Genomic DNA, 20,950 nt, shown 5'->3' with positions numbered 1-20,950 from the left:
ATTGCTTGTTATAGAAAGCTTTTTTAAAATTGCTGAGTAGCATATGCTTAGCGAAAGAGGACTGGCTCCTTCGTTGTAGCAAACTGTTTTTGATAGTATAATGAAATAAGTATGCAGTGAGGAATTTTACTGCAAGTAGCTGAGGTGAAGAAACATGCAAAGAGTGACAAACTGTGTGTTAATTAGAGATAATGAAGTACTCTTACTCCAAAAACCTCGCCGGAATTGGTGGGTTGCACCAGGCGGGAAAATGGAGCGTGGGGAGACTGTAAGAGATTCCGTTGTTCGCGAGTATCGTGAAGAAACAGGTATTTATTTGAAAAACCCAGCGTTAAAGGGGGTCTTCACCTTTGTCATCCAAGAAGGTGATAAAGTTGTTTCTGAATGGATGATGTTCTCCTTTTTAGCGACAGATTTTGCAGGAGAAAACAAACTAGAGAGCGAAGAAGGCATCATTGGTTGGCATACATTTGATAAAATTGATGATTTAGCAATGGCGCCAGGAGATTATCACATTATTGATTATTTAATTAAAGGAAATGGCATAATCTACGGTACATTTGTATATACCCCAGATTTTGAGTTGCTTTCATATCGATTAGATCCGAGTTAAACCGTCAAGGAGAGGATACGATGACAGAGAATAATGATATAAAAATGGTAATTATTACAGGAATGTCTGGAGCTGGAAAAACAGTAGCTTTACAAAGTTTTGAAGATTTAGGATATTTTTGTGTAGATAATTTGCCACCGATGTTATTGCCAAAGTTTATTGAGCTTATGGCGGATTCAAAAGGGAAAATGAATAAAGTGGCACTTGGTATTGATTTACGTGGCCGCGAGTTTTTCGAACATTTATGGGGAGCACTTGATGATTTATCAGAACGTACATGGATTATTCCTCATATTTTATTTTTAGATGCGAAAGATAGTACGCTTGTAACTCGTTATAAAGAAACGAGACGTTCGCATCCACTTGCACCAACTGGTTTGCCGTTAAAGGGAATCGAAGCTGAGCGCAATTTATTAACAGATATGAAGGCACGAGCGAATATTGTGCTTGATACATCGGATTTAAAACCGAAAGAATTACGTGAAAAAATCGTTCACTTGTTCTCAACAGAAACTGAGCAAGCATTCCGTGTAAATGTTATGTCATTTGGATTTAAGTACGGTATTCCAATTGATGCAGATTTAGTATTTGATGTTCGTTTTTTACCAAATCCATATTACATTCCACATATGAAGCCATTAACAGGACTAGATGAAGAAGTTTCTTCCTATGTACTGAAATTTAATGAGACACATAAGTTTTTAGAGAAGTTGACGGATCTGATTACTTTCATGCTGCCTCATTATAAAAGAGAAGGCAAAAGTCAACTTGTAATTGCAATTGGATGTACAGGTGGACAGCATCGTTCTGTTACGCTTACAGAATACCTTGGGAAACATTTGAAACCAGAGTATAGTGTTCATGTATCTCATCGTGATGTGGAGAAGAGAAAGGGCCATTAAGGGATGAAAAAAGAGAGAAAGCCTAAAATTGTCATCATGGGAGGCGGAACTGGACTCTCTGTTTTATTAAGAGGATTAAAGCAATATCCTGTTGATATTACAGCAGTTGTTACAATTGCTGATGATGGTGGCAGTTCAGGTAGATTACGTGATGAGCTAGAAATTCCACCTCCAGGTGACATCCGTAACGTACTTGTTGCGTTATCGGATGTAGAGCCACTGGTGGAAGCTTTATTTCAGCACCGTTTCACAACAGGAGACGGACTGAAAGGTCATGCGTTAGGAAATCTATTGTTGGCAGGTATGACCTCGATTACAGGAGACTTTTTCCATGCGATTACGGAAACAAGTAAAGTATTAAATGTCAGAGGACGTGTATTACCAGCAGCGAATCAAAGTGCGGTACTTCATGCGGAACTTGAAGATGGAGAAATTGTAACAGGTGAATCAAAGATTCCTTATTACGGAAAGAAGATTAATCGCGTCTTTTTGACTCCAGAAGATGTAGAGCCATTGCATGAAACGTTGGCTGAGATTAAACGAGCTGATTTACTTGTTTTCGGCCCAGGAAGTTTGTATACGAGTATATTACCCAATTTAGTTGTTAACAAAATTGGAGACGCTGTTCTTGCTGCAAAGGCGAAGAAGGTATATGTATGTAACGTTATGACACAAGCGGGTGAAACGATGGGATATACTGCTTTTGATCATGTGCAGGCGTTACACGATCATTTAGGGCAACCATTTATTAATACTGCAATTGTAAATAACCGTGAGATTCCTTGTGAATTACGTAAGTTATATGATGAAGAAATGTCTACACCAGTTGTAGTGGATGAAGAACGTTTTGTTGAAAATAATATTGATGTTATTCAAGAGGGATTGGCGAAGTATGATGATCATGTTGTAAGGCATGATACGTTAAAGTTAGCTTCGATTTTATATTCATTGTTATAAATATGCGTTGCCTCGTTTGAGGTAGCGCTCCTCATTCATATAGGACAAGATTTTTGTTCCGCAATAATCGTATAAGGAGGTGTTGACTGTGTCATTTGCATCAGAAACAAAGAAAGAGTTGACGAATCTTGAGATGAAGGAATGCTGTGAGAAAGCAGAATTATCAGCGTTGCTTCGAATGAACGGGTCGCTTTCTTTTTCAAACCGTCGTCTATCTATCGATATTCAAACGGAAAATGCGGCAATTGCAAGAAGGATTTATACGCTTTTGAAAAAAGGATATGACGTGACGGTAGAATTACTTGTTCGTAAAAAAATGCGATTGAAGAAAAATAATGTATATATTGTGCGGCTTGTTGAGAAGTCTCGTGAAATATTAGCTGATCTTCATATCGTTCGAGATGACTTTTCATTTATTCGAAATATATCACAAGAATTGATTGAGAAGAAATGTTGTAAACGATCGTATTTACGAGGTGCATTTTTAGCAGGTGGTTCAGTAAATAACCCAGAAACATCATCTTATCATTTAGAAATCTTTTCGTTATATAAGGAACATAATGATGCTATATGTGAACTGATGAACGGATTTGATTTAAATAGTAAGACGTTGGAAAGAAGAAAAGGGTACATTACGTATTTGAAAGAAGCAGAAAAAATTACAGAGTTTTTAAATATTATAGGTGCTCATAATGCGCTTTTAAGATTTGAAGATATTCGAATCGTACGTGATATGCGTAATTCTGTAAATCGTTTAGTGAACTGCGAAACAGCTAATTTAAATAAAACAATTGGTGCAGCACTAAGGCAGATTGAAAATATTCGTTACATTGATGAGACAGTTGGTCTTGATATATTGCCGGATAAACTACAAGAGATTGCGCAATTACGAAGAGATTATCAAGATGTAACATTGAAAGAGTTAGGTGAGATGGTATCCGGGGGGAAGATTAGTAAGTCGGGTATTAATCATCGTTTGCGTAAAATCGATGAAATTGCAGAGAAATTACGCGCGGGGGAAACGGTAGCAAAAAAATAAGAGGTTAAAGGGGAAATGGAGCTGTGGTTCAAAAAAGAGTTCGGGTTTCATTAAAAAACGGTTTACAAGCACGTCCGGCTGCGTTGTTTGTACAAGAGGCAAATCGCTTTCATGCAGATATCTTCATCGAGAAAGATGGAAAGACAGTAAATGCAAAGAGCATAATGGGGATTATGAGCTTAGCAATTGGAACTGGAAGCATGATAACAATTACAACAGAAGGTTCAGATGCAGAAGAGGCTTTAGAAGCATTAGCTGCATATGTACAATAAGAAGCTATCGCGTATATGCGATAGCTTTTTGTTTTTGCGGTTTACTTAAAGGGAGTTTTCGGGATAGGGGGTATGTAGGTGGTTTGTCCTTGTCGTAGATTGTCGGTAAATCGATATGTTGTGTCGAACCGTTGATATATTAAAAAAATCGTTGATATAATTTAAGTTTTGTTCGATATAATTGAAAAATCGTTGATATATTTAGAGGGATACTGGATGGGGTATGTGAGCGGGGAACAATATATAAAAGAAGCGCCCAATTATAGGGCGCTTCCACTTTTAGTTATATCCAGCTCCAGCGGCTAGAATCTCCGGTCGCTTCGCCCTTCATTCGAGGCAAAAAGCGCCTCGGATGAAGGGGCTCCATCGCCCTGCGATTCTAAACGAGCCGCTTTCGCTTTAAATCTATCTAGCTCCAGCGGCTAGAATCTCCGGTTGTTTCGCTTTTACATTCGAGGCAAAAAGCGCCTCGGATGTAAAAGCTCCAACACCCTGCGATTCTGAACGAGCCGCTTCCGCTTTTAAGTATTAACGATTTGTAAAGATCTTATCGATTAAACCGTATTCTAAAGCTTTTTCTGCTGTCATGAAGTTGTCGCGGTCTGTGTCGCGTTGTAGTACTTCAAGTGGTTGACCAGTGCGGTCAGCAAGAATTTGATTTAGTTTTTCACGTAAGAATAGGATACGTTTTGCAGCGATTTCGATTTCAGTCGCTTGACCTTGTGCTCCACCAAGTGGTTGGTGAATCATTACTTCACTGTTTGGAAGTGCATAACGTTTTCCTTTTTCACCTGCTGCAAGTAAGAAGGCACCCATAGATGCTGCCATACCGATACAGATTGTTGATACTTGTGGTTTAATAAACTGCATTGTATCATAGATTGCCATACCCGCTGTGATAGAACCACCAGGGCTGTTGATGTAGATGTGAATATCTTTTTCTGGATCTTGAGATTCCAAGAATAAAAGCTGGGAAACGATTGAGTTAGCTACGTTGTCATCAATTGCACTACCAAGCATAATGATGCGGTCTTTTAATAGTCGAGAGTAAATATCGTAAGCGCGTTCTCCACGATTTGTTTGTTCAATTACTGTAGGAATTAAATTCATCTGTTATTTCCTCCTTCTAAAGCTTTCTTAGTCTTATAATACAATTATGGTCAATAAAGGTCAAACGAAACCACTTTAAATCAAAAAAATATGTAGTTGTACCATGAAATATTCGCTATGTTTTCGAAATTCCCTGCTTATGTATCTTCAACATCATAACCGAATTACATAAATTTAAACGTTATGAAAACTGGAGAAAAAAAGAAAAGAACGCCTTTTAACTGAAGCGTTCTTTCGATAATTAGTCTTTTAAAAGATAGGTTACTTTATTTAAAATCTTTTCGATTTGTTTCGCGTTTTTACTATACATTTCGCTTGCTGATTTCGACTTTGTTTCTAAGGAAAATAGTTCAAGATCAGCATGACATTTTTTTAAAGATGCTAATAATAAAGGTTTGTTTTGAGGAGAAGGCATTTGGAGTTTGTCATTGTAAATGTCGATAGTAAGTTGTCCGTATGAATCCACTTGACCGAGAAAGACATTTTCAATAACAACACCGAGTTTTTCTAATTCTGAATGTAGCCAAGCGCGGTTATGTCCGCTTGCTGAAAGAGGTTCATCTAGTACATTTCCATCCATAATAACAGTTTGTGGTTCTTTCTCGTTTGGTACTTTTAAACCGATGTCTTTTGCAGTAAGTGGCTGAGAATCTTTCTTTAATAATACATTTAATTCTCCGCTCGGTTCTAAGACAGCAAATTCGACTTCAGCTATACTAAATGCACCATTTCCTCTAAGAAGTTCGAGTAACTCATCACTAGTATATTTTTCTTTCTTTAAATTATCCTCAAGTACTTTGCCATCTTTTATTAACACTGTAGATTTTCCTTCAAAAAAGTCTCTAGCAGTTTTGTTTTTTAAGGAAAGAATGCCAACGAAAAAAGGTACTGAGGCGAAAATAAGTATAGCGAAGACGCCATGGAAAAACTTTTGGTCAAGCCCTGTAGATATTTGAGCGGCGATATCACCGATTGTCATTCCTGCTATGTATTCGAAAAAGGAAAGCTGAGAAATTTGCCTTTTTCCTAAGCACTTTGTGATAGTGAATAAAATGATTAATATGAATACAGAGCGAATAATGACAAGTGTCCATTCCGGCAGGTGAGACATAGTCATTTCCTCCAGTCTACTTAAAACCCTTTATATTGAGGTTCTTCACGTTCCAATACTGAAACTCTATTTTGTAAATCAGCGATGATACTGTCCATTTCTAACATACATTCATGAAATATGCGTTTAGCTTCATCGTCTGTAGAATTTAGCGAAAGGGAACTTAAGCTTGCTTGAGCTCCTCTTACACTAGCAAGGCAAGTTTTAACGCTAGCGATAACAGTCATACAAACACTCCTTATCCTTTCGGTTTGAATAACAATGCTCCAATGAAGCCGAAAATAATAGCTGCGGATACGCCGGCGCTCGTTACTTTAAACATGCCTGTGATAACACCAACGATGCCATGTTTTGCAGCTTCTTCCATTGCGCCATGAACGAGAGCATTACCAAAGCTTGTAATAGGCACAGTTGCACCAGCTCCAGCGAAATCAATTAATGGTTCATACAAATTGAATCCATCTAATATAGCTCCGGCAACAACGAGTGTTGCCATTGTATGAGCTGGTGTAAGTTTTACAACATCAAACATAAGTTGTCCGATTACACATATGAGTCCGCCAATGACGAAAGCCCAGAAAAAAATCATTGCGTTGCACCTCCAAATTCAATCGAAACGGCGTGAGCGATACACGGAATCGTTTCTTCTTGTTGGAATGTAAGTGGAGATAGTAAAGCGCCTGTCGCAACGACAAGTATTTTTTTGAACTCTCCTCTTTTCATTCGGTTTAATAAATGACCATAAACGACTGTTGCGGAACATCCTGGTCCACTAGCACCAGCTATGACAGGCTGTCCTTCTCTATAAATGAGTAGCCCGCAATCTTGAAACTGTTCGCTCGTTACTTTTGTTCCGTGTTTATGTAGTAAGTCATAAGCAATTTCACGGCCTACATGTCCGAGATCGCCTGTTACAATTAAATCGTAGTAAGAGGCATCAATTTGACGTTCACGTAAATGAGCTTCAATTGTATCGACGGCAGCTGGAGCCATTGCACCTCCCATATTAAACGGATCTGTTAATCCCATATCAACCACTCGTCCGATTGTTGCAGAGGTTACTCTTGGACCGTGCCCAGTATCGCTTAAAATAGCGGCCCCAGCACCGGTTACTGTCCACTGTGCGGTAGGTGGCTTTTGTCCACCATATTCGGTAGGATAGCGGAACTGTTTTTCTACAGCGGTGTTATGGCTTGATGCCCCGGTTAATAAATATTTTGCGCCTTTTGCATTTACGATACTTGCTCCAAGTGCTAAACCTTCCATAGAAGTAGAACAAGCCCCGAATAGCCCGAGATAAGGAGTGCCCAGTGTACGGCAAGCAAAGCTTGTAGGGGTAATTTGATTAATTAAATCTCCTGCAAGTACGAATTGAATATCATCTTTACGAAGTTTTGCTTTTTCAGTTGCGCGACTACAAGCTTCTTCGAATAAAATTTTATGTGCTTTTTCATAGGAATCTTGTCCGAGCCATAAATCTTCATGGAGGGTATCGAAGTCTTCTGGGATTTTCCCTTTTGCTTCAAATGGCCCCCCAACGACTCCTGTCGAAATAATAACTGGTTTGTTTTCAAATACCCACGTTCGGTGCCCTTGTAACATTTATAGCCCTCCCCATTGAACGAGAATCGTTTTAATAAGTGCGATGACGAAAGCAGAAAATACACCAAATAAAATAACAGAACCAGCTAATTTGAACATGTTACCACCAACGCCGAGTACAAATCCTTCCGTTCGGTGTTCGATACATGCGGCAATAACAGAGTTACCAAATCCAGTAACAGGTACAGCTGTACCAGCACCGGCAAACTGCCCAAAACGATCGTATATACCAAATCCAGTTAGTAACATAGAAATAAAAATAAGAGTTGCGACGGTTGGATTTCCTGCCGAACGTTCAGTGAAATCGAAATAAGTAATATAAAAAGTAGAGATTAGTTGTCCTATGAAGCAAATAAAACCACCGACGAAAAAGGCTTTTATACAATTTTTTAAGACAGGTCGTTTCGGTTCGCGTTCTTGTTCGAATTTTTTATACTCCTGTTGTACAGGGGTTAAGTTTTTATCTTTACTAGACATTGCAATCCTTCCTTTTCTTTTAAAAAGCGTTAAGTGTTAGACTCCATTTTTTTGCCGATGAATTTTAATTGCTTATTAATTTCATCTTTAGATACTTCTTTTTTCTTAATTTTGTTTTCAAGTTTTTCGAGTAACATAAAGATTTTTTTATCTGTACTTACACGAACATCGAAAGTGGGGTATTCATCACTTAATTGCTTTTGAAGTTTGCTGCGCAGCGGTTTTAATCCAAACCTTTCGTGATGCTCAGGTGTAACTGCTATGTAGAGATCTAAATTTGAATTCACTGCTGTGCTTTTTATAATTTCATCCATAGCGAGAGCTCTTTTCTTCGCTCCTTGTGATATAGATTGATTAAAGGATTCCGTACTCGTCTTTGTTAACTTTGGACCTTTTTCTTTCTCCGTTCGTTTTGCTTCTTCTTTCACTTTTTTATCTAAAGGACTATTATTACATCCGGTAAAAGAGCTAAATAGAAGTGCAAATAATGCGGTTATGAGGCCGAGTTTTCGCATAATTATCATTCCATTTCTATTGCAATATGTAATGTGATAGAAAAAGGATGACTGCATATCATCCTTTTTCTATTTCACAGCAAGACGGATGCGTTATTGCTGTGAGTATTGTGGTTCTTCTTGTTGGACTTCTTCAACGCGTGGGTTTAAAGAATCGATAATCGTTTGTGTTTGCTGCGCAGCTGTTTGGAAAAGTTGCTTAGCTTGTTGGTTATCCGTATCAAGAGCGAATCCCTCTAAGCTAGCTTGTGCACTTTTTAATCCAGAAACAGTTTGCTTTAATTTTGTAATTACAGTCATTGAATGAAGCCCCCTTTGGAATATCAATTCATAGGTTATAATTTGTGAGTTGGGGTGAATTTATGATTGGAAAATTTAGGGGTGGAATAGATTTTATATGATTTTAGCTAAGATGCATAAGGTATTACGGGGATATTTTTATTGATTTAGATGGATTTTATTGCTATTATTATGAGAAGAAAATGAAGTGTTTTCTATAATCATGCGCCCATAGCTCAGTCGGATAGAGCGGTGGTTTCCGGTACCACGTCTGCCGGGGGTTCGAATCCCTCTGGGCGCGTCAAAAAGTCCTAACTTACGTTTTGTAGGTTAGGACTTTTTTTATTTCCCTCTTGTTATATCTAGTAATAAGATTTACTATTAGTACTTGATAATAATTTTTGACCTTAATATTTTCTTTCAATATTATTCAAATTTCGGTTGTAAGTTGTAAATCTCATTAATACATATAAATTAATAATATTTTGGAATGGGTGTCTGCGTGAGGATTCTCCTTTTACCAAACTTATTGTACAATAGAAACAAGGGGGAGATTAGTTTGAAGGCAAGTCTTTTACAAGAACAAAGCTTACGTTTGGCAATGACACAAGAGTTAAGGCAAGCGATTACAATGCTCCAGTATAATGTACAAGAATTATCGGAGTTTTTGTATGAGCAATCGTTAGAGAATCCCCTTATTGAGTTAGGTGGTTTTGAGAGGGAGAAGAAAAAGAGCTCTAACACAAGTAAAAGTACCAGCAAACAAGTCGAGAATCAGATGGAAATCTACAGTGTGGATTCTACAACGATTCAGCAACATTTATTAAATCAAATACAGTATTATAAAATAGATGAAGAAGAGCGGAAAGTGGCTTCTTTCATTATTATGAACATGGATGGAAACGGGTATTTACAAGAAACGAATGAAGAGTTAGCAGAGCTCCTTTCTGCGCATATTCATGTAGTTGACCGCTCTGTAGAGCTTGTCCAATCACTGGAGCCAGCAGGGGTAGGGGCGCGTAATATTCAGGAATGTTTAACCTTACAATTGAAGCGCTTACAAAGACGTAATGGATTAGCAGAAGAGGTTGTAGAAGATCATTTCGCTTATTTTGTGAAGAAAGATTGGCGAAAGCTCGTTCAAGTGTTGAAGTGTAGCAATGAAGAATTGCAGAGTGCGGTAAATTGTATAACGTCATTACAACCAAAACCCGGTCTTGCATTTTCTTCAGATAAGCCACTTTATATTGTGCCTGATATGGCAGTAAAAAAAGAAGATGATCGCCTCGTTTTACAAATGAATGAGAGAAATATGCCGAGAATTGAAATTCATTCTGAATATAGTGCGCTTCTTAATAATAGTGAAAGTGAAGTAGCATCTTACGTATCAGAAAAGTATCAGCATGTGCAGTGGATTATGCGCAGTTTGAAGCAGAGAAAACAGACATTGCTGCAAGTAATGACTATTATTATGGAAAAACAACGTGATTTCTTCTGGAAAGGTCCAGAGTATTTAAGACCGCTCGCTTTAAAAGAGGTAGCAGAAGAGTTAAGTGTGCATGAATCGACAATTAGTCGTGCGACGCGAAATAAATATGTGCAAACACCACACGGTTTATTTGAGATGAAATCGTTCTTTAGCAATGCCGTTTCGACGACTGAAGATGAAGCAGTTTCTACAAAACGTGTAAAACAATTTATTCAAACGCTAATTGGGGCAGAGGATAAGAAAAAGCCACTTTCAGATCAAAAGATTTCAAAATTATTAGAAGAAGAGCATGAAATTGTTATTTCTCGAAGAACAGTGGCGAAGTATAGAGAACAAATGCATATCCCAGCTTCGTCATTACGAAAAACGATCGGATAGGTGAAGAAGATGAAAGTTGTACTGTATACTAAAAAAGATTGTGGCCTTTGCGTGAAGGCAAAACAAGTTTTACAGGAAGTACAATGTGAATATTCTTTTCAAATCGAGGAAATAGATATATATGAAGATAATGACCTTTTAGAAAAATATCACTTAATGATTCCGGTTGTAGAAATGGACGGAAAACAAGTAGAATATGGTAACATTCACAAAGGTGTCATAATAAACTATATAAAGAATGCAGTTAAGAGTTGAATAAGTTTCTATCTCCTGTTACAATAATACACGTAGCAGGGATTATTTTTTTAACCTATGTGGGACACAAAATGTCACTACGGGACGTAAAGTGACCACAAGGGAAAATGAACCGATGTAGTGAGGAGAAAAGATATGCGCTCATGGATTCAGAACACAAAAAAATTATTACCTGATCTGCTACCTGTTATGCAAACGAGAATGCAAATTCTTCAATACATTAGGCTCATGCAGCCGATTGGAAGAAGAAACTTATCAGCAAGTCTCGGTATGACAGAACGAGTATTGCGAAGTGAAGTACAAGTTTTGAAAGAACAAAACTTAGTTCACGTCGCTTCTTCTGGAATGACTTTGACAGAAGAAGGAACAGCTTTAGTTCTTGCTTTGGAAGACTTTATGAAAGAAATTTCCGGGTTAAAGGTTTTAGAAAAGCAACTTAAGGAAACATTAGACTTGGATGAAGTTTTCGTTGTCCCTGGCGATAGTGATGAATCACCTTGGGTCAAACTGGAGATGGGCCGTGCTTGTGTGACTTGTATAAAAGACCGTCTGACAGCGAATAATATCGTTGCTGTGGCTGGAGGAACTACGCTAGCTGCTGCTGCGGACATGATGCAACTTGATTGCAAAGATTTACATATGCTATTTGTCCCAGCACGTGGTGGAATTGGAGAAGGCGTCGAGTTAGAAGCCAATACCATTTGTGCCAAGATGGCGCAAAATACGATGAGTAATTATCGCTTATTGTATGTTCCAGACCATGTTAGCAGCGAAGCATATGCGTCTATTGTGACAGAGCCTTCCGTGAAAGAAGTTCTTGAGTTGATTCGATCTTCCAATATCGTCATTCATGGAATAGGTGATGCGTTAACAATGGCACGTCGCAGAAGTACTTCAGAAGCAGATTGGTTAAAGATTCAGGCAAGCGAAGCAGTTGGCGAAGCTTTCGGTTACTACTTTAATGAAGAAGGAAATGTTGTTCATAAAGTAAGAACAGTTGGTATGCAACTAGAGGACTTACAAAATGTATCTCACGTTGTTGCAGTCGCTGGAGGTTCTTCAAAGGCAAAAGCAATACAGGCTGTAATTAAACAAGGGCACACTTCAATTCTAATTACAGATGAAGGTGCAGCAAAACAGTTAACAAAGGGTTTTACCCTTTAATATAATCCCCCAAGGAGGAAATTCAAATGACTAAAATTGGTATTAATGGATTTGGACGTATCGGACGTAACGTATTCCGCGCAGCTCTTAACAACTCTGAGGTAGAAGTAGTAGCAATCAACGATTTAACAGATGCTAAAACATTAGCTCACCTTTTAAAATATGACACAGTTCACGGAACTTTAAATGCAGAAGTATCTGCTAACGAAAACAGCATCGTTGTTAACGGTAAAGAAATTAAAGTTATCGCTGAGCGTGACCCAGCTCAATTACCATGGAGCGACTACGGAGTAGAAGTAGTAGTAGAATCTACTGGCCGTTTCACTAAAAAATCAGACGCTGAGAAACACTTAGGTGGATCAGTTAAGAAAGTTATCATCTCAGCTCCAGCTTCTGACGAAGATATCACTGTAGTTATGGGTGTTAACCACGAACAATACGATGCAGCTAACCACAACGTAGTATCTAACGCTTCTTGTACTACAAACTGTCTAGCTCCATTCGCTAAAGTATTAAACGAAAAATTCGGCGTAAAACGCGGAATGATGACAACAATTCACTCTTACACTAACGACCAACAAATCTTAGACTTACCACACAAAGATTTACGTCGTGCTCGTGCAGCAGCTGAAAACATGATCCCAACATCTACTGGTGCAGCTAAAGCTGTAGCATTAGTATTACCAGAACTTAAAGGTAAATTAAACGGTGGCGCTGTACGTGTTCCAACTGCTAACGTTTCTCTAGTTGACCTAGTTGTTGAACTTGACAAAGAAGTAACAGTTGAAGAAGTAAATGCAGCATTCAAAGCAGCAGCTGAAGGCGAATTAAAAGGTATCCTTGGATACAGCGAAGAGCCATTAGTATCTATCGACTATAACGGATGTACAGCTTCTTCTACAATCGATGCATTATCTACAATGGTAATGGAAGGTAACATGGTTAAAGTACTTTCTTGGTACGATAACGAAACTGGTTACTCTAACCGCGTAGTAGACCTAGCAGCTTACATGACTTCAAAAGGTCTTTAATTCTTAATTATATAAGTTATCAATGACAAAACGAGGGAGAGGGTTTGTTCCCTCTCTCTCTTCTTTCGTTTTAAAAGCAAATGTGTTAAGCTTTTGAGTGGGTTTTGTCAATCCTAACTAGTAGTCGGAGGGAAATCCAATGAACAAAAAATCAATTCGTGACGTAGATTTAAAAGGTAAGCGTGTATTTTGCCGCGTTGATTTCAACGTACCTATGAAAGAAGGCAAAATTACAGATGAAACTCGTATCCGTGCAGCTCTTCCTACAATTCAATATTTAGTAGAGCAAGGTGCGAAAGTTATTTTAGCAAGTCACTTAGGCCGTCCAAAAGGTCAAGTAGTAGAAGAAATGCGTTTAACTCCAGTAGCAGCACGTTTAGGCGAGCTTCTTGGTAAAGACGTTAAAAAAGCGGATGAAGCATTCGGACCAGTTGCACAAGAAATGGTTGCAGCAATGAACGAAGGCGACGTATTAGTTCTTGAAAACGTACGTTTCTATGCGGGCGAAGAAAAGAACGATGCAGAACTTGCGAAAGAATTTGCAGCACTTGCTGACATCTTCGTAAACGATGCATTCGGTGCAGCTCACCGTGCTCACGCTTCTACAGCAGGTATCGCAGACTACCTACCAGCAGTATCTGGTCTATTAATGGAAAAAGAGTTAGATGTACTTGGTAAAGCACTTTCTAACCCAGAACGTCCATTTACAGCTATCATCGGTGGTGCGAAAGTAAAAGACAAAATCGGTGTAATTCGTCATCTATTAGACAAAGTAGATAACTTAATCATCGGTGGAGGACTTGCTTACACATTCGTTAAAGCTTTAGGTCATGAAATTGGTCTATCTCTATGTGAAGACGACAAGATTGAACTAGCTAAAGAATTTATGCAACTTGCAAAAGAAAAAGGCGTAAACTTCTACATGCCAGTTGATGTTGTAATCACTGAGGAATTCTCTGAAACTGCAACAACTAAAATCGTTGGTATCGACTCTATCCCTTCTAACTGGGAAGGCGTGGACATCGGTCCTAAAACACGTGAAATTTATGCAGATGTAATTAAAAATTCTAAGCTTGTTGTATGGAATGGACCAATGGGTGTATTCGAAATGACTCCATTCGCAGAAGGTACAAAAGCAGTAGGACAAGCATTAGCAGATGCAGAAGATACATACTCTGTTATCGGCGGTGGTGACTCTGCAGCAGCTGTTGAAAAATTCGGTATGGCTGATAAAATGAGCCACATTTCTACTGGCGGCGGTGCGTCATTAGAATTCATGGAAGGTAAAGAGCTTCCAGGTGTAGTTTGTCTTAACGACAAATAAGTAGCAGCCAAAGAAAAAGGACGGTGCAAAGCATGCGTAAACCAATTATCGCAGGTAACTGGAAAATGAATAAAACTCTATCAGAAGCAGTTAGCTTCGTAGAGGAAGTTAAAGGTCAAATCCCAGCAGCTTCAGCTGTTGATGCAGTAGTTTGCTCTCCAGCTCTATTCTTAGAGCGCCTTGTAGCAGCAACTGAAGGAACTGACTTACAAGTAGGTGCACAAAACATGCACTTCGAAAAAAATGGTGCATTCACTGGCGAAATTAGCCCAGTAGCACTTAGCGACTTAAAAGTTGGCTATGTAGTACTTGGCCACTCTGAGCGTCGTGAAATGTTTGCTGAAACAGATGAGTCAGTAAACAAAAAGACTATCGCAGCATTTGAACATGGTTTAACACCAATCGTATGTTGTGGTGAGACTTTAGAAGAGCGCGAAAGCGGAAAAACATTTGATCTAGTAGCAGGTCAAGTGACAAAAGCACTTGCAGGTTTAACAGAAGAGCAAGTTAAAGCAACTGTTATCGCTTATGAGCCAATCTGGGCTATCGGTACAGGTAAATCTTCTTCTTCTGCAGATGCAAACGAAGTATGTGCGCACATCCGTAAAGTTGTTGCAGAAGCTGTTTCTCCAGAAGCTGCAGAAGCTGTTCGTATCCAATACGGCGGTAGCGTAAAACCAGAAAACATTAAAGAGTATATGGCACAATCTGACATCGACGGCGCTTTAGTTGGCGGTGCTAGCTTAGAGCCTGCTTCGTTCTTAGGTCTTCTGGGGGCGGTAAAATGAGAAAGCCAACAGCTTTAATCATTCTTGACGGTTTCGGACTTCGTGAAGAAACTTACGGGAATGCTGTAGCACAAGCTAAGAAACCTAATTTTGATGGTTACTGGAATAAATTCCCTCACACAACGCTTACAGCTTGTGGCGAGGCAGTAGGTCTTCCAGAAGGTCAAATGGGTAACTCTGAGGTTGGTCACTTAAATATTGGTGCTGGCCGCATTGTATATCAAAGCTTAACACGCGTTAACGTTGCAATTCGTGAAGGTGAGTTCGATAAGAACGAAACGTTCCAAAGTGCAATTAAAAGCGTAAAAGAAAAAGGTACTGCACTTCATTTATTCGGTTTACTTTCTGACGGTGGTGTGCACAGTCACATGAATCACATGTTTGCTCTTCTTCGCTTAGCAGCTAAAGAAGGCGTTGAGAAAGTATACATTCATGCATTCTTAGATGGCCGCGATGTTGGACCAAAAACAGCACAAAGCTATATCGATGCAACAAATGAAGTAATTAAAGAAACAGGAGTAGGACAATTCGCGACTATCTCTGGTCGTTATTACTCCATGGACCGTGACAAGCGTTGGGATCGCGTAGAAAAATGTTACCGTGCTATGGTGAATGGTGAAGGCCCTACTTATAAATCAGCAGAAGAGTGTGTAGAAGACTCTTATGCGAACGGTATCTATGATGAATTCGTATTGCCGTCTGTAATTGTTAACGAAGATAACACGCCAGTTGCAACAATCAATGATGATGATGCAGTTATCTTCTATAACTTCCGTCCAGACCGTGCAATTCAAATTGCTCGTGTATTTACAAACGAAGACTTCCGTGAGTTCGATCGTGGTGAAAAAGTACCTCACATTCCAGAATTCGTATGTATGACACACTTCAGTGAAACTGTAGATGGTTACGTGGCATTCAAGCCAATGAACCTTGATAACACTTTAGGTGAAGTTGTTGCGCAAGCGGGATTAAAGCAACTTCGCATCGCGGAAACTGAAAAGTATCCGCACGTTACATTCTTCTTTAGCGGTGGTCGTGAGGCTGAATTCCCAGGAGAAGAGCGTATCTTAATTAACTCACCGAAGGTTGCAACGTATGACTTGAAACCTGAAATGAGCATTTACGAAGTAACGGACGCTTTAGTAAATGAAATCGAAAATGATAAACATGATGTTATCATTCTTAACTTTGCGAACTGTGATATGGTTGGCCATTCTGGGATGATGGAACCAACAATTAAAGCAGTAGAAGCAACTGACGAATGTTTAGGAAAAGTTGTAGAAGCGATTCTTGCAAAAGATGGTGTAGCACTTATTACTGCTGACCATGGTAATGCGGATGAAGAATTAACTTCTGAAGGAGAGCCAATGACAGCTCATACAACTAACCCGGTTCCTTTCATCGTTACTAAGAACGACGTAGAATTACGTGAAGATGGTATCTTAGGTGATATCGCTCCAACAATGCTTACACTTCTTGGTGTTGAGCAACCGAAAGAAATGACAGGTAAAACAATTATTAAATAATTTGCTTATATAAAAAGGAGAGAATTTATTATGTCAACAATTATTGATGTTTATGCTCGCGAAGTCCTTGACTCTCGTGGTAACCCAACTGTAGAAGTAGAAGTTTACACAGAAAGCGGCGCTTTCGGACGCGCTATCGTACCAAGTGGTGCATCTACTGGTGAGCACGAAGCAGTAGAATTACGTGACGGTGACAAATCTCGTTACCTTGGTAAAGGTGTTGTTAACGCAGTAAACAACGTTAACGAAATTATCGCTCCAGAAATCGCTGGTTTCGATGTAACTGACCAAGCTGGTATCGACCGCGCTATGATCGAATTAGATGGCACTCCAAACAAAGGTAAACTAGGCGCTAACGCTATCCTTGGTGTATCTATGGCAGTAGCTCACGCAGCAGCTGACTTCGTAGGTCTTCCATTATACCGTTACCTTGGTGGATTCAATGCAAAACAATTACCAACTCCAATGATGAACATCATCAACGGTGGTTCTCACGCTGATAACAACGTTGACTTCCAAGAGTTCATGATCTTACCAGTTGGTGCTCCAACATTCAAAGAATCAATCCGTATGGGTGCTGAAGTATTCCATGCACTTAAAGCTGTATTACATGACAAAGGTCTTAACACTGCAGTAGGTGACGAAGGTGGATTCGCTCCAAACCTTGGTTCTAACCGTGAAGCTTTAGAAGTAATCATCGAAGCTATCGAAAAAGCTGGTTACAAAGCTGGCGAGAACGTATTCTTAGGAATGGACGTTGCTTCTTCTGAGTTCTACAACAAAGAAACTGGTAAATATGACCTTGCAGGCGAAGGCCGTACTGGCTTAACTTCTGCAGAAATGGTTGATTTCTATGAAGAGCTTTGCAAAGACTTCCCAATCATCTCTATCGAAGATGGTTTAGACGAAAACGACTGGGATGGTCACAAATTATTAACTGAGCGTATCGGTGATAAAGTACAATTAGTTGGTGACGACTTATTCGTAACTAACACTCAAAAACTTGCTGAAGGTATCGAAAAAGGTATCTCTAACTCAATCTTAATTAAAGTTAACCAAATCGGTACTTTAACTGAGACTTTCGAAGCTATCGAAATGGCTAAACGTGCTGGTTACACAGCAGTTGTATCTCACCGTTCTGGTGAAACTGAAGATGCTACAATCGCTGACATCGCAGTTGCAACTAACGCTGGCCAAATCAAAACTGGTTCTATGAGCCGTACTGACCGTATTGCTAAGTACAACCAATTATTACGCATCGAAGACGAACTAGGCGAAATCGCTGTTTACGATGGTATCAAATCTTTCTATAACATCAAACGATAATTGTAGAAAATAAACGACAGACCGTGAGAAATCACGGTCTGTTTTTTTATGCTAAAATTGTTCACCCGTCATAAGTGACATGAAATGTTTGAAGAAGCGGTTATAGTCAAAATCAATTGCAATTTGATGAACCGGCCAATCAATAAATGGCTTCTGGTTCACTAGAGAGCGAAATTCCCCTATGCTTGCTCCTTGTGCAGAGGATTCTGTCATGACAACAATAGGTGATTTATGATACGTGAACATAGAGTTATCAAATAAAGCGAGTATTGGCATTGTGTCATGGAAGGGGCTCCCCTTTAAATGTGGTAGGGCGTCTTTATAATATCCGTAGTAATAATGATCAAATAACGGTTTGACAAGTGGAGCTTTTCCTTTTACCTCAATGTATTCTGCCATTTCTGGTGTAATGATGGAGTATTGAGTGACGTTTAATGGGTATATGTACATGTTAACTGCGGATTGAAGGACTATATTAGCGGCAGTAGGATCGCCATAAAAGTTTGCTTCGGAAATAGGGGTAACATTACCAGGATGTAAAAAGGTACCGCCCATTACGTAGTAAGATTTAATTTGTTTCATTAACTGTTTGCACATGATAAACAAAATTGCTAGGGAGGTAAGTCTTCCTAAACTCACAATGATTAATTCATCTTTATACTGTTCAATAAGAGGAATGACTTCAAAAAAATTCTCCATTTCTCCGTTAGTCACATTCACCTTTGGAATAATTGGACCGAGCCCCTGTTTCCCATGTACATCCGTAAAAAACGCAGGTGGGGCACCAGTAAGGGGACGTTCTGAACCACCGAATATCTTGATATTTCTATTCTTTGTTTCGTTATTAAAAAAATGAGCATTTTCTACGGCCGTTTTTTTTGGAACATTGCCGTAATCAGCAACGATACCGACGATTTCTATTTCATCGATAAAGAATGCTAAGAGGAGAGCCATCGTATCATCAATCCCAGGATCACAAAAAATGAGAACTTTTTTGGGCATATGTTCACCACCTATCTTGTTTATCCCGTACAAATCCGCTTGGTGAGGGCTAATAATTAATGGGGATGAGGAAAACCTCAATGATTAAAGTTTCACTTTATATATATGTAAGTTTAAGGATAAAAAGATTATTTTATTGAAATAATAGTCTTTTAAATTCAGAAAATAAAAACTTTTTACATTAGGTCAATGTTTTTGACATAATTTTTGTTTAGAAATGCAGTCATATCAAGGTTGTAAGCGTATAACATAGGCTGTTTTTGCTGTCAAGTTGATAAATTGCAGCTTTTTACAATTTATACTATGATAAAGATATTAACAGAAGATCGTATAAACATGAGGGATGATGAACATGAAATTTACAAAGATTCTTGTCCAAATTGCTGCTCTTTACGTGTTTTATATGGTTGGAACTTGGGTGCAAGAAATGTTAAATATTCCGATTCCAGGAAGTTTGATTGGAATGTTCCTCTTACTTGTTTTACTTAGCCTAAAAGTTCTTCCAGTGAAATGGTTCGATTTAGGAGCAGAAACACTCGTTGCTATTATGCCGTTTTTATTAATTCCGCCAACGCTTGGCCTAATGAATTACGGTGCTTTTTTTATGAGTAAAGGAATTTCTCTTTTCATTACAGTTGTAGCGAGTACATTTTTAATTATTATTGTCGCAGGACATACAGGACAATATCTTGCGAATAGGAAGGAAAGAGAGTCGCGATGAGCCAAATATTAATCGGAATCGGTTGGGTTCTTTTTACGGTGCTATTATATCAATTATCTAAAAAAATCTATAAATTATTTCCAACACCATTCACCATCCCAATGCTTGTAGCAACAGGATTAATGGCTTTCCTATTTATCGTGCTTGATATACCATATCAACATTATATGGAAAGTGGTGGTGGCTGGATTGCAAAGTTACTTGGACCCGGTGTTGTAGCATTTGCAATTCCTCTTTATAAACAACGTCATGTTCTGCAAAAATATGTTGTACCGATTGCTGGTGGCGTATTAGTAGGTACAACAGTTGCAATCGCTAGTGATTTTGCCATTGCTTCACTTATGGGAACAGATAAAAGCTTAATCTTATCCTCTTTACCAAAATCGGTGACAATGCCAGTTGCGATGAGCGTTTCTGAACAAGTTGGTGGTGTACCTTCCTTAACAGCAGCTTTCGTTGTTATCGCGGGTATTACTGGAACCATTACAGGACCTCTTTTATTAAAATGGAGCCGTGTTACAAACTCAGTTGGTAAAGGTATCGGATTTGGATGTGCGTCTCATATTATGGGTGTTATGAGAGCGATGAAAAATAACGAACATGAAGGTGTTATTGGATCGGTAACAATGACATTAACAGCAATTTTGACATGTTTACTTGGACCGTTATTTGCAATGATGTTTATGTAATAGAAGAAAAGCGAGAGCGACTCTATAGCTCTCGCTTTTCTATAGGATTTATGCTACAGTTACAATAACTGAATCTTTGTAGGAGGTACGCCAAGTGCATACGTTATTATCAGTTTTACTTATTATTGTATCGATTTTAATGATTGTTATGGTACTTATGCAATCTAGTAATAGCTCAGGCCTTTCAGGTGCAATTTCAGGCGGTGCAGAGCAATTATTTGGTAAGCAAAAAGCACGTGGAATTGAAGCGGTATTAAACCGTATTACAATTGTTTTAGCTGTATTGTTCTTTGTATTAACAATTGCTGTTACGTACTTAAACTTATAGAATTGAAAGAAGAAGCGTTAGTAAGATGTACTAATGGTTCTTCTTTTTTTGT

At 38.7% G+C, this 20,950-nt stretch carries 25 protein-coding genes and 1 tRNA gene; 17 read left to right on the top strand and 9 right to left on the bottom strand.

All coding sequences use genetic code 11. The annotated features are described in order from the left end of the window. Positions 1 to 154: 154 nt before the first annotated feature. From AXW78_RS24715 to AXW78_RS24695, 5 genes are all read left to right on the top strand, one after another. Positions 155 to 613, top strand: a complete 459-nt coding sequence (locus AXW78_RS24715; RefSeq protein ID WP_001190080.1) for an NUDIX hydrolase — start codon at positions 155 to 157, stop codon at positions 611 to 613. Positions 614 to 633: 20 nt separating this feature from the next. After that, a complete protein-coding gene (gene rapZ / locus AXW78_RS24710) occupies positions 634 to 1,515 on the top strand; it encodes an RNase adapter RapZ (protein WP_000138459.1) in 882 nt (293 codons plus the stop codon). Positions 1,516 to 1,518: 3 nt separating this feature from the next. Continuing rightward, positions 1,519 to 2,472 carry a gluconeogenesis factor YvcK family protein gene (locus tag AXW78_RS24705; RefSeq protein ID WP_000712186.1) on the top strand — a complete coding sequence of 318 codons (954 nt, stop codon included), beginning with the start codon at positions 1,519 to 1,521 and terminating at the stop codon, positions 2,470 to 2,472. Between the two features lie 88 nt (positions 2,473 to 2,560). Beyond that, entirely contained in the window at positions 2,561 to 3,511 is a 951-nt protein-coding gene (gene whiA / locus AXW78_RS24700; protein ID WP_000006560.1) for a DNA-binding protein WhiA, read from the top strand. Positions 3,512 to 3,534: 23 nt separating this feature from the next. Beyond that, positions 3,535 to 3,783 carry an HPr family phosphocarrier protein gene (locus tag AXW78_RS24695; protein ID WP_000250310.1) on the top strand — a complete coding sequence of 83 codons (249 nt, stop codon included), beginning with the start codon at positions 3,535 to 3,537 and terminating at the stop codon, positions 3,781 to 3,783. 528 nt (positions 3,784 to 4,311) lie between these two features. Here the strand turns inward: AXW78_RS24695 and clpP are convergent. The 8 genes from clpP to AXW78_RS24655 form a co-directional block, all read right to left on the bottom strand. Further along, positions 4,312 to 4,893, bottom strand: coding sequence for an ATP-dependent Clp endopeptidase proteolytic subunit ClpP (gene clpP / locus AXW78_RS24690; RefSeq protein ID WP_001049162.1), 582 nt, complete (start codon positions 4,891 to 4,893; stop codon positions 4,312 to 4,314). A 241-nt stretch (positions 4,894 to 5,134) separates the two neighbouring features. Beyond that, on the bottom strand, positions 5,135 to 6,004 hold the full coding sequence (locus AXW78_RS24685; RefSeq protein WP_000018892.1) for a DUF421 domain-containing protein: 870 nt from the start codon (positions 6,002 to 6,004) through the stop codon (positions 5,135 to 5,137). A 20-nt stretch (positions 6,005 to 6,024) separates the two neighbouring features. Next, the gene (locus AXW78_RS24680; protein ID WP_000215912.1) at positions 6,025 to 6,231 is read right to left on the bottom strand and encodes a DUF1657 domain-containing protein; all 207 of its coding nucleotides are present in this window, start codon (positions 6,229 to 6,231) and stop codon (positions 6,025 to 6,027) included. Positions 6,232 to 6,242: 11 nt separating this feature from the next. Then, a complete protein-coding gene (gene spoVAE / locus AXW78_RS24675) occupies positions 6,243 to 6,593 on the bottom strand; it encodes a stage V sporulation protein AE (protein ID WP_000575924.1) in 351 nt (116 codons plus the stop codon). Further along, the gene (gene spoVAD, locus AXW78_RS24670) at positions 6,590 to 7,606 is read right to left on the bottom strand and encodes a stage V sporulation protein AD (RefSeq protein WP_000938963.1); all 1,017 of its coding nucleotides are present in this window, start codon (positions 7,604 to 7,606) and stop codon (positions 6,590 to 6,592) included. The genes spoVAE and spoVAD overlap by 4 nt, the downstream gene beginning before the upstream one ends. Next, complete coding sequence (spoVAC, locus tag AXW78_RS24665) at positions 7,607 to 8,083, bottom strand: stage V sporulation protein AC (protein ID WP_000095399.1); 477 nt, start codon at positions 8,081 to 8,083, stop codon at positions 7,607 to 7,609. Between the two features lie 29 nt (positions 8,084 to 8,112). Continuing rightward, complete coding sequence (locus AXW78_RS24660) at positions 8,113 to 8,598, bottom strand: YhcN/YlaJ family sporulation lipoprotein (protein WP_001228550.1); 486 nt, start codon at positions 8,596 to 8,598, stop codon at positions 8,113 to 8,115. Between the two features lie 93 nt (positions 8,599 to 8,691). Then, the gene (locus tag AXW78_RS24655; protein WP_000216166.1) at positions 8,692 to 8,898 is read right to left on the bottom strand and encodes a DUF1657 domain-containing protein; all 207 of its coding nucleotides are present in this window, start codon (positions 8,896 to 8,898) and stop codon (positions 8,692 to 8,694) included. Positions 8,899 to 9,102: 204 nt separating this feature from the next. On the opposite strand from AXW78_RS24655, the gene AXW78_RS24650 reads away from it, so the two are divergent. From AXW78_RS24650 to eno, 9 genes are all read left to right on the top strand, one after another. Beyond that, positions 9,103 to 9,178 (top strand) — tRNA-Arg (locus tag AXW78_RS24650). A 258-nt stretch (positions 9,179 to 9,436) separates the two neighbouring features. Then, complete coding sequence (gene rpoN, locus AXW78_RS24645) at positions 9,437 to 10,744, top strand: RNA polymerase factor sigma-54 (protein WP_000647977.1); 1,308 nt, start codon at positions 9,437 to 9,439, stop codon at positions 10,742 to 10,744. A gap of 9 nt (positions 10,745 to 10,753) precedes the next feature. Beyond that, positions 10,754 to 10,999, top strand: coding sequence for a glutaredoxin family protein (locus tag AXW78_RS24640; RefSeq protein ID WP_000869730.1), 246 nt, complete (start codon positions 10,754 to 10,756; stop codon positions 10,997 to 10,999). A 135-nt stretch (positions 11,000 to 11,134) separates the two neighbouring features. Beyond that, entirely contained in the window at positions 11,135 to 12,163 is a 1,029-nt protein-coding gene (gene cggR, locus AXW78_RS24635; RefSeq protein WP_001258185.1) for a gapA transcriptional regulator CggR, read from the top strand. Between the two features lie 26 nt (positions 12,164 to 12,189). Next, complete coding sequence (gene gap, locus AXW78_RS24630; RefSeq protein ID WP_000161236.1) at positions 12,190 to 13,194, top strand: type I glyceraldehyde-3-phosphate dehydrogenase; 1,005 nt, start codon at positions 12,190 to 12,192, stop codon at positions 13,192 to 13,194. 139 nt (positions 13,195 to 13,333) lie between these two features. Continuing rightward, positions 13,334 to 14,518: a phosphoglycerate kinase gene (locus AXW78_RS24625; protein WP_001036350.1), complete on the top strand. Its 1,185-nt coding sequence runs from the start codon at positions 13,334 to 13,336 to the stop codon at positions 14,516 to 14,518. A gap of 32 nt (positions 14,519 to 14,550) precedes the next feature. Then, the gene (gene tpiA, locus AXW78_RS24620; protein ID WP_001231038.1) at positions 14,551 to 15,306 is read left to right on the top strand and encodes a triose-phosphate isomerase; all 756 of its coding nucleotides are present in this window, start codon (positions 14,551 to 14,553) and stop codon (positions 15,304 to 15,306) included. Continuing rightward, positions 15,303 to 16,832, top strand: a complete 1,530-nt coding sequence (gene gpmI / locus AXW78_RS24615; protein ID WP_001231152.1) for a 2,3-bisphosphoglycerate-independent phosphoglycerate mutase — start codon at positions 15,303 to 15,305, stop codon at positions 16,830 to 16,832. Before tpiA ends, gpmI begins: the two co-directional genes overlap by 4 nt. A 30-nt stretch (positions 16,833 to 16,862) precedes the next feature. Further along, a complete protein-coding gene (eno, locus tag AXW78_RS24610; RefSeq protein ID WP_000103951.1) occupies positions 16,863 to 18,158 on the top strand; it encodes a phosphopyruvate hydratase in 1,296 nt (431 codons plus the stop codon). A gap of 51 nt (positions 18,159 to 18,209) precedes the next feature. Here eno and AXW78_RS24605 read toward each other — a convergent pair whose 3' ends face one another. Then, positions 18,210 to 19,160 (bottom strand): nucleoside hydrolase, encoded by a 951-nt coding sequence (locus AXW78_RS24605; RefSeq protein WP_001125063.1) that lies wholly within the window; start codon positions 19,158 to 19,160, stop codon positions 18,210 to 18,212. A 352-nt stretch (positions 19,161 to 19,512) separates the two neighbouring features. Between AXW78_RS24605 and AXW78_RS24600 the strand changes: the two genes are divergently transcribed. From AXW78_RS24600 to secG, 3 genes are all read left to right on the top strand, one after another. Next, the gene (locus AXW78_RS24600; RefSeq protein WP_000673222.1) at positions 19,513 to 19,881 is read left to right on the top strand and encodes a CidA/LrgA family holin-like protein; all 369 of its coding nucleotides are present in this window, start codon (positions 19,513 to 19,515) and stop codon (positions 19,879 to 19,881) included. Then, positions 19,878 to 20,570, top strand: coding sequence for an LrgB family protein (locus AXW78_RS24595; protein ID WP_000078304.1), 693 nt, complete (start codon positions 19,878 to 19,880; stop codon positions 20,568 to 20,570). Before AXW78_RS24600 ends, AXW78_RS24595 begins: the two co-directional genes overlap by 4 nt. A gap of 94 nt (positions 20,571 to 20,664) precedes the next feature. Continuing rightward, complete coding sequence (gene secG, locus AXW78_RS24590; protein WP_000557263.1) at positions 20,665 to 20,898, top strand: preprotein translocase subunit SecG; 234 nt, start codon at positions 20,665 to 20,667, stop codon at positions 20,896 to 20,898. Positions 20,899 to 20,950 lie beyond the last annotated feature (52 nt).

Origin of the sequence: Bacillus thuringiensis (assembly GCF_001595725.1) — a bacterium.
In the GTDB taxonomy this organism is placed as follows: Bacteria; Bacillota; Bacilli; order Bacillales; family Bacillaceae_G; genus Bacillus_A; species Bacillus_A thuringiensis_K.
The sequence above is the reverse complement of the archived record's forward strand: the minus strand, read 5'-3'. Positions and strand labels throughout refer to the sequence as shown.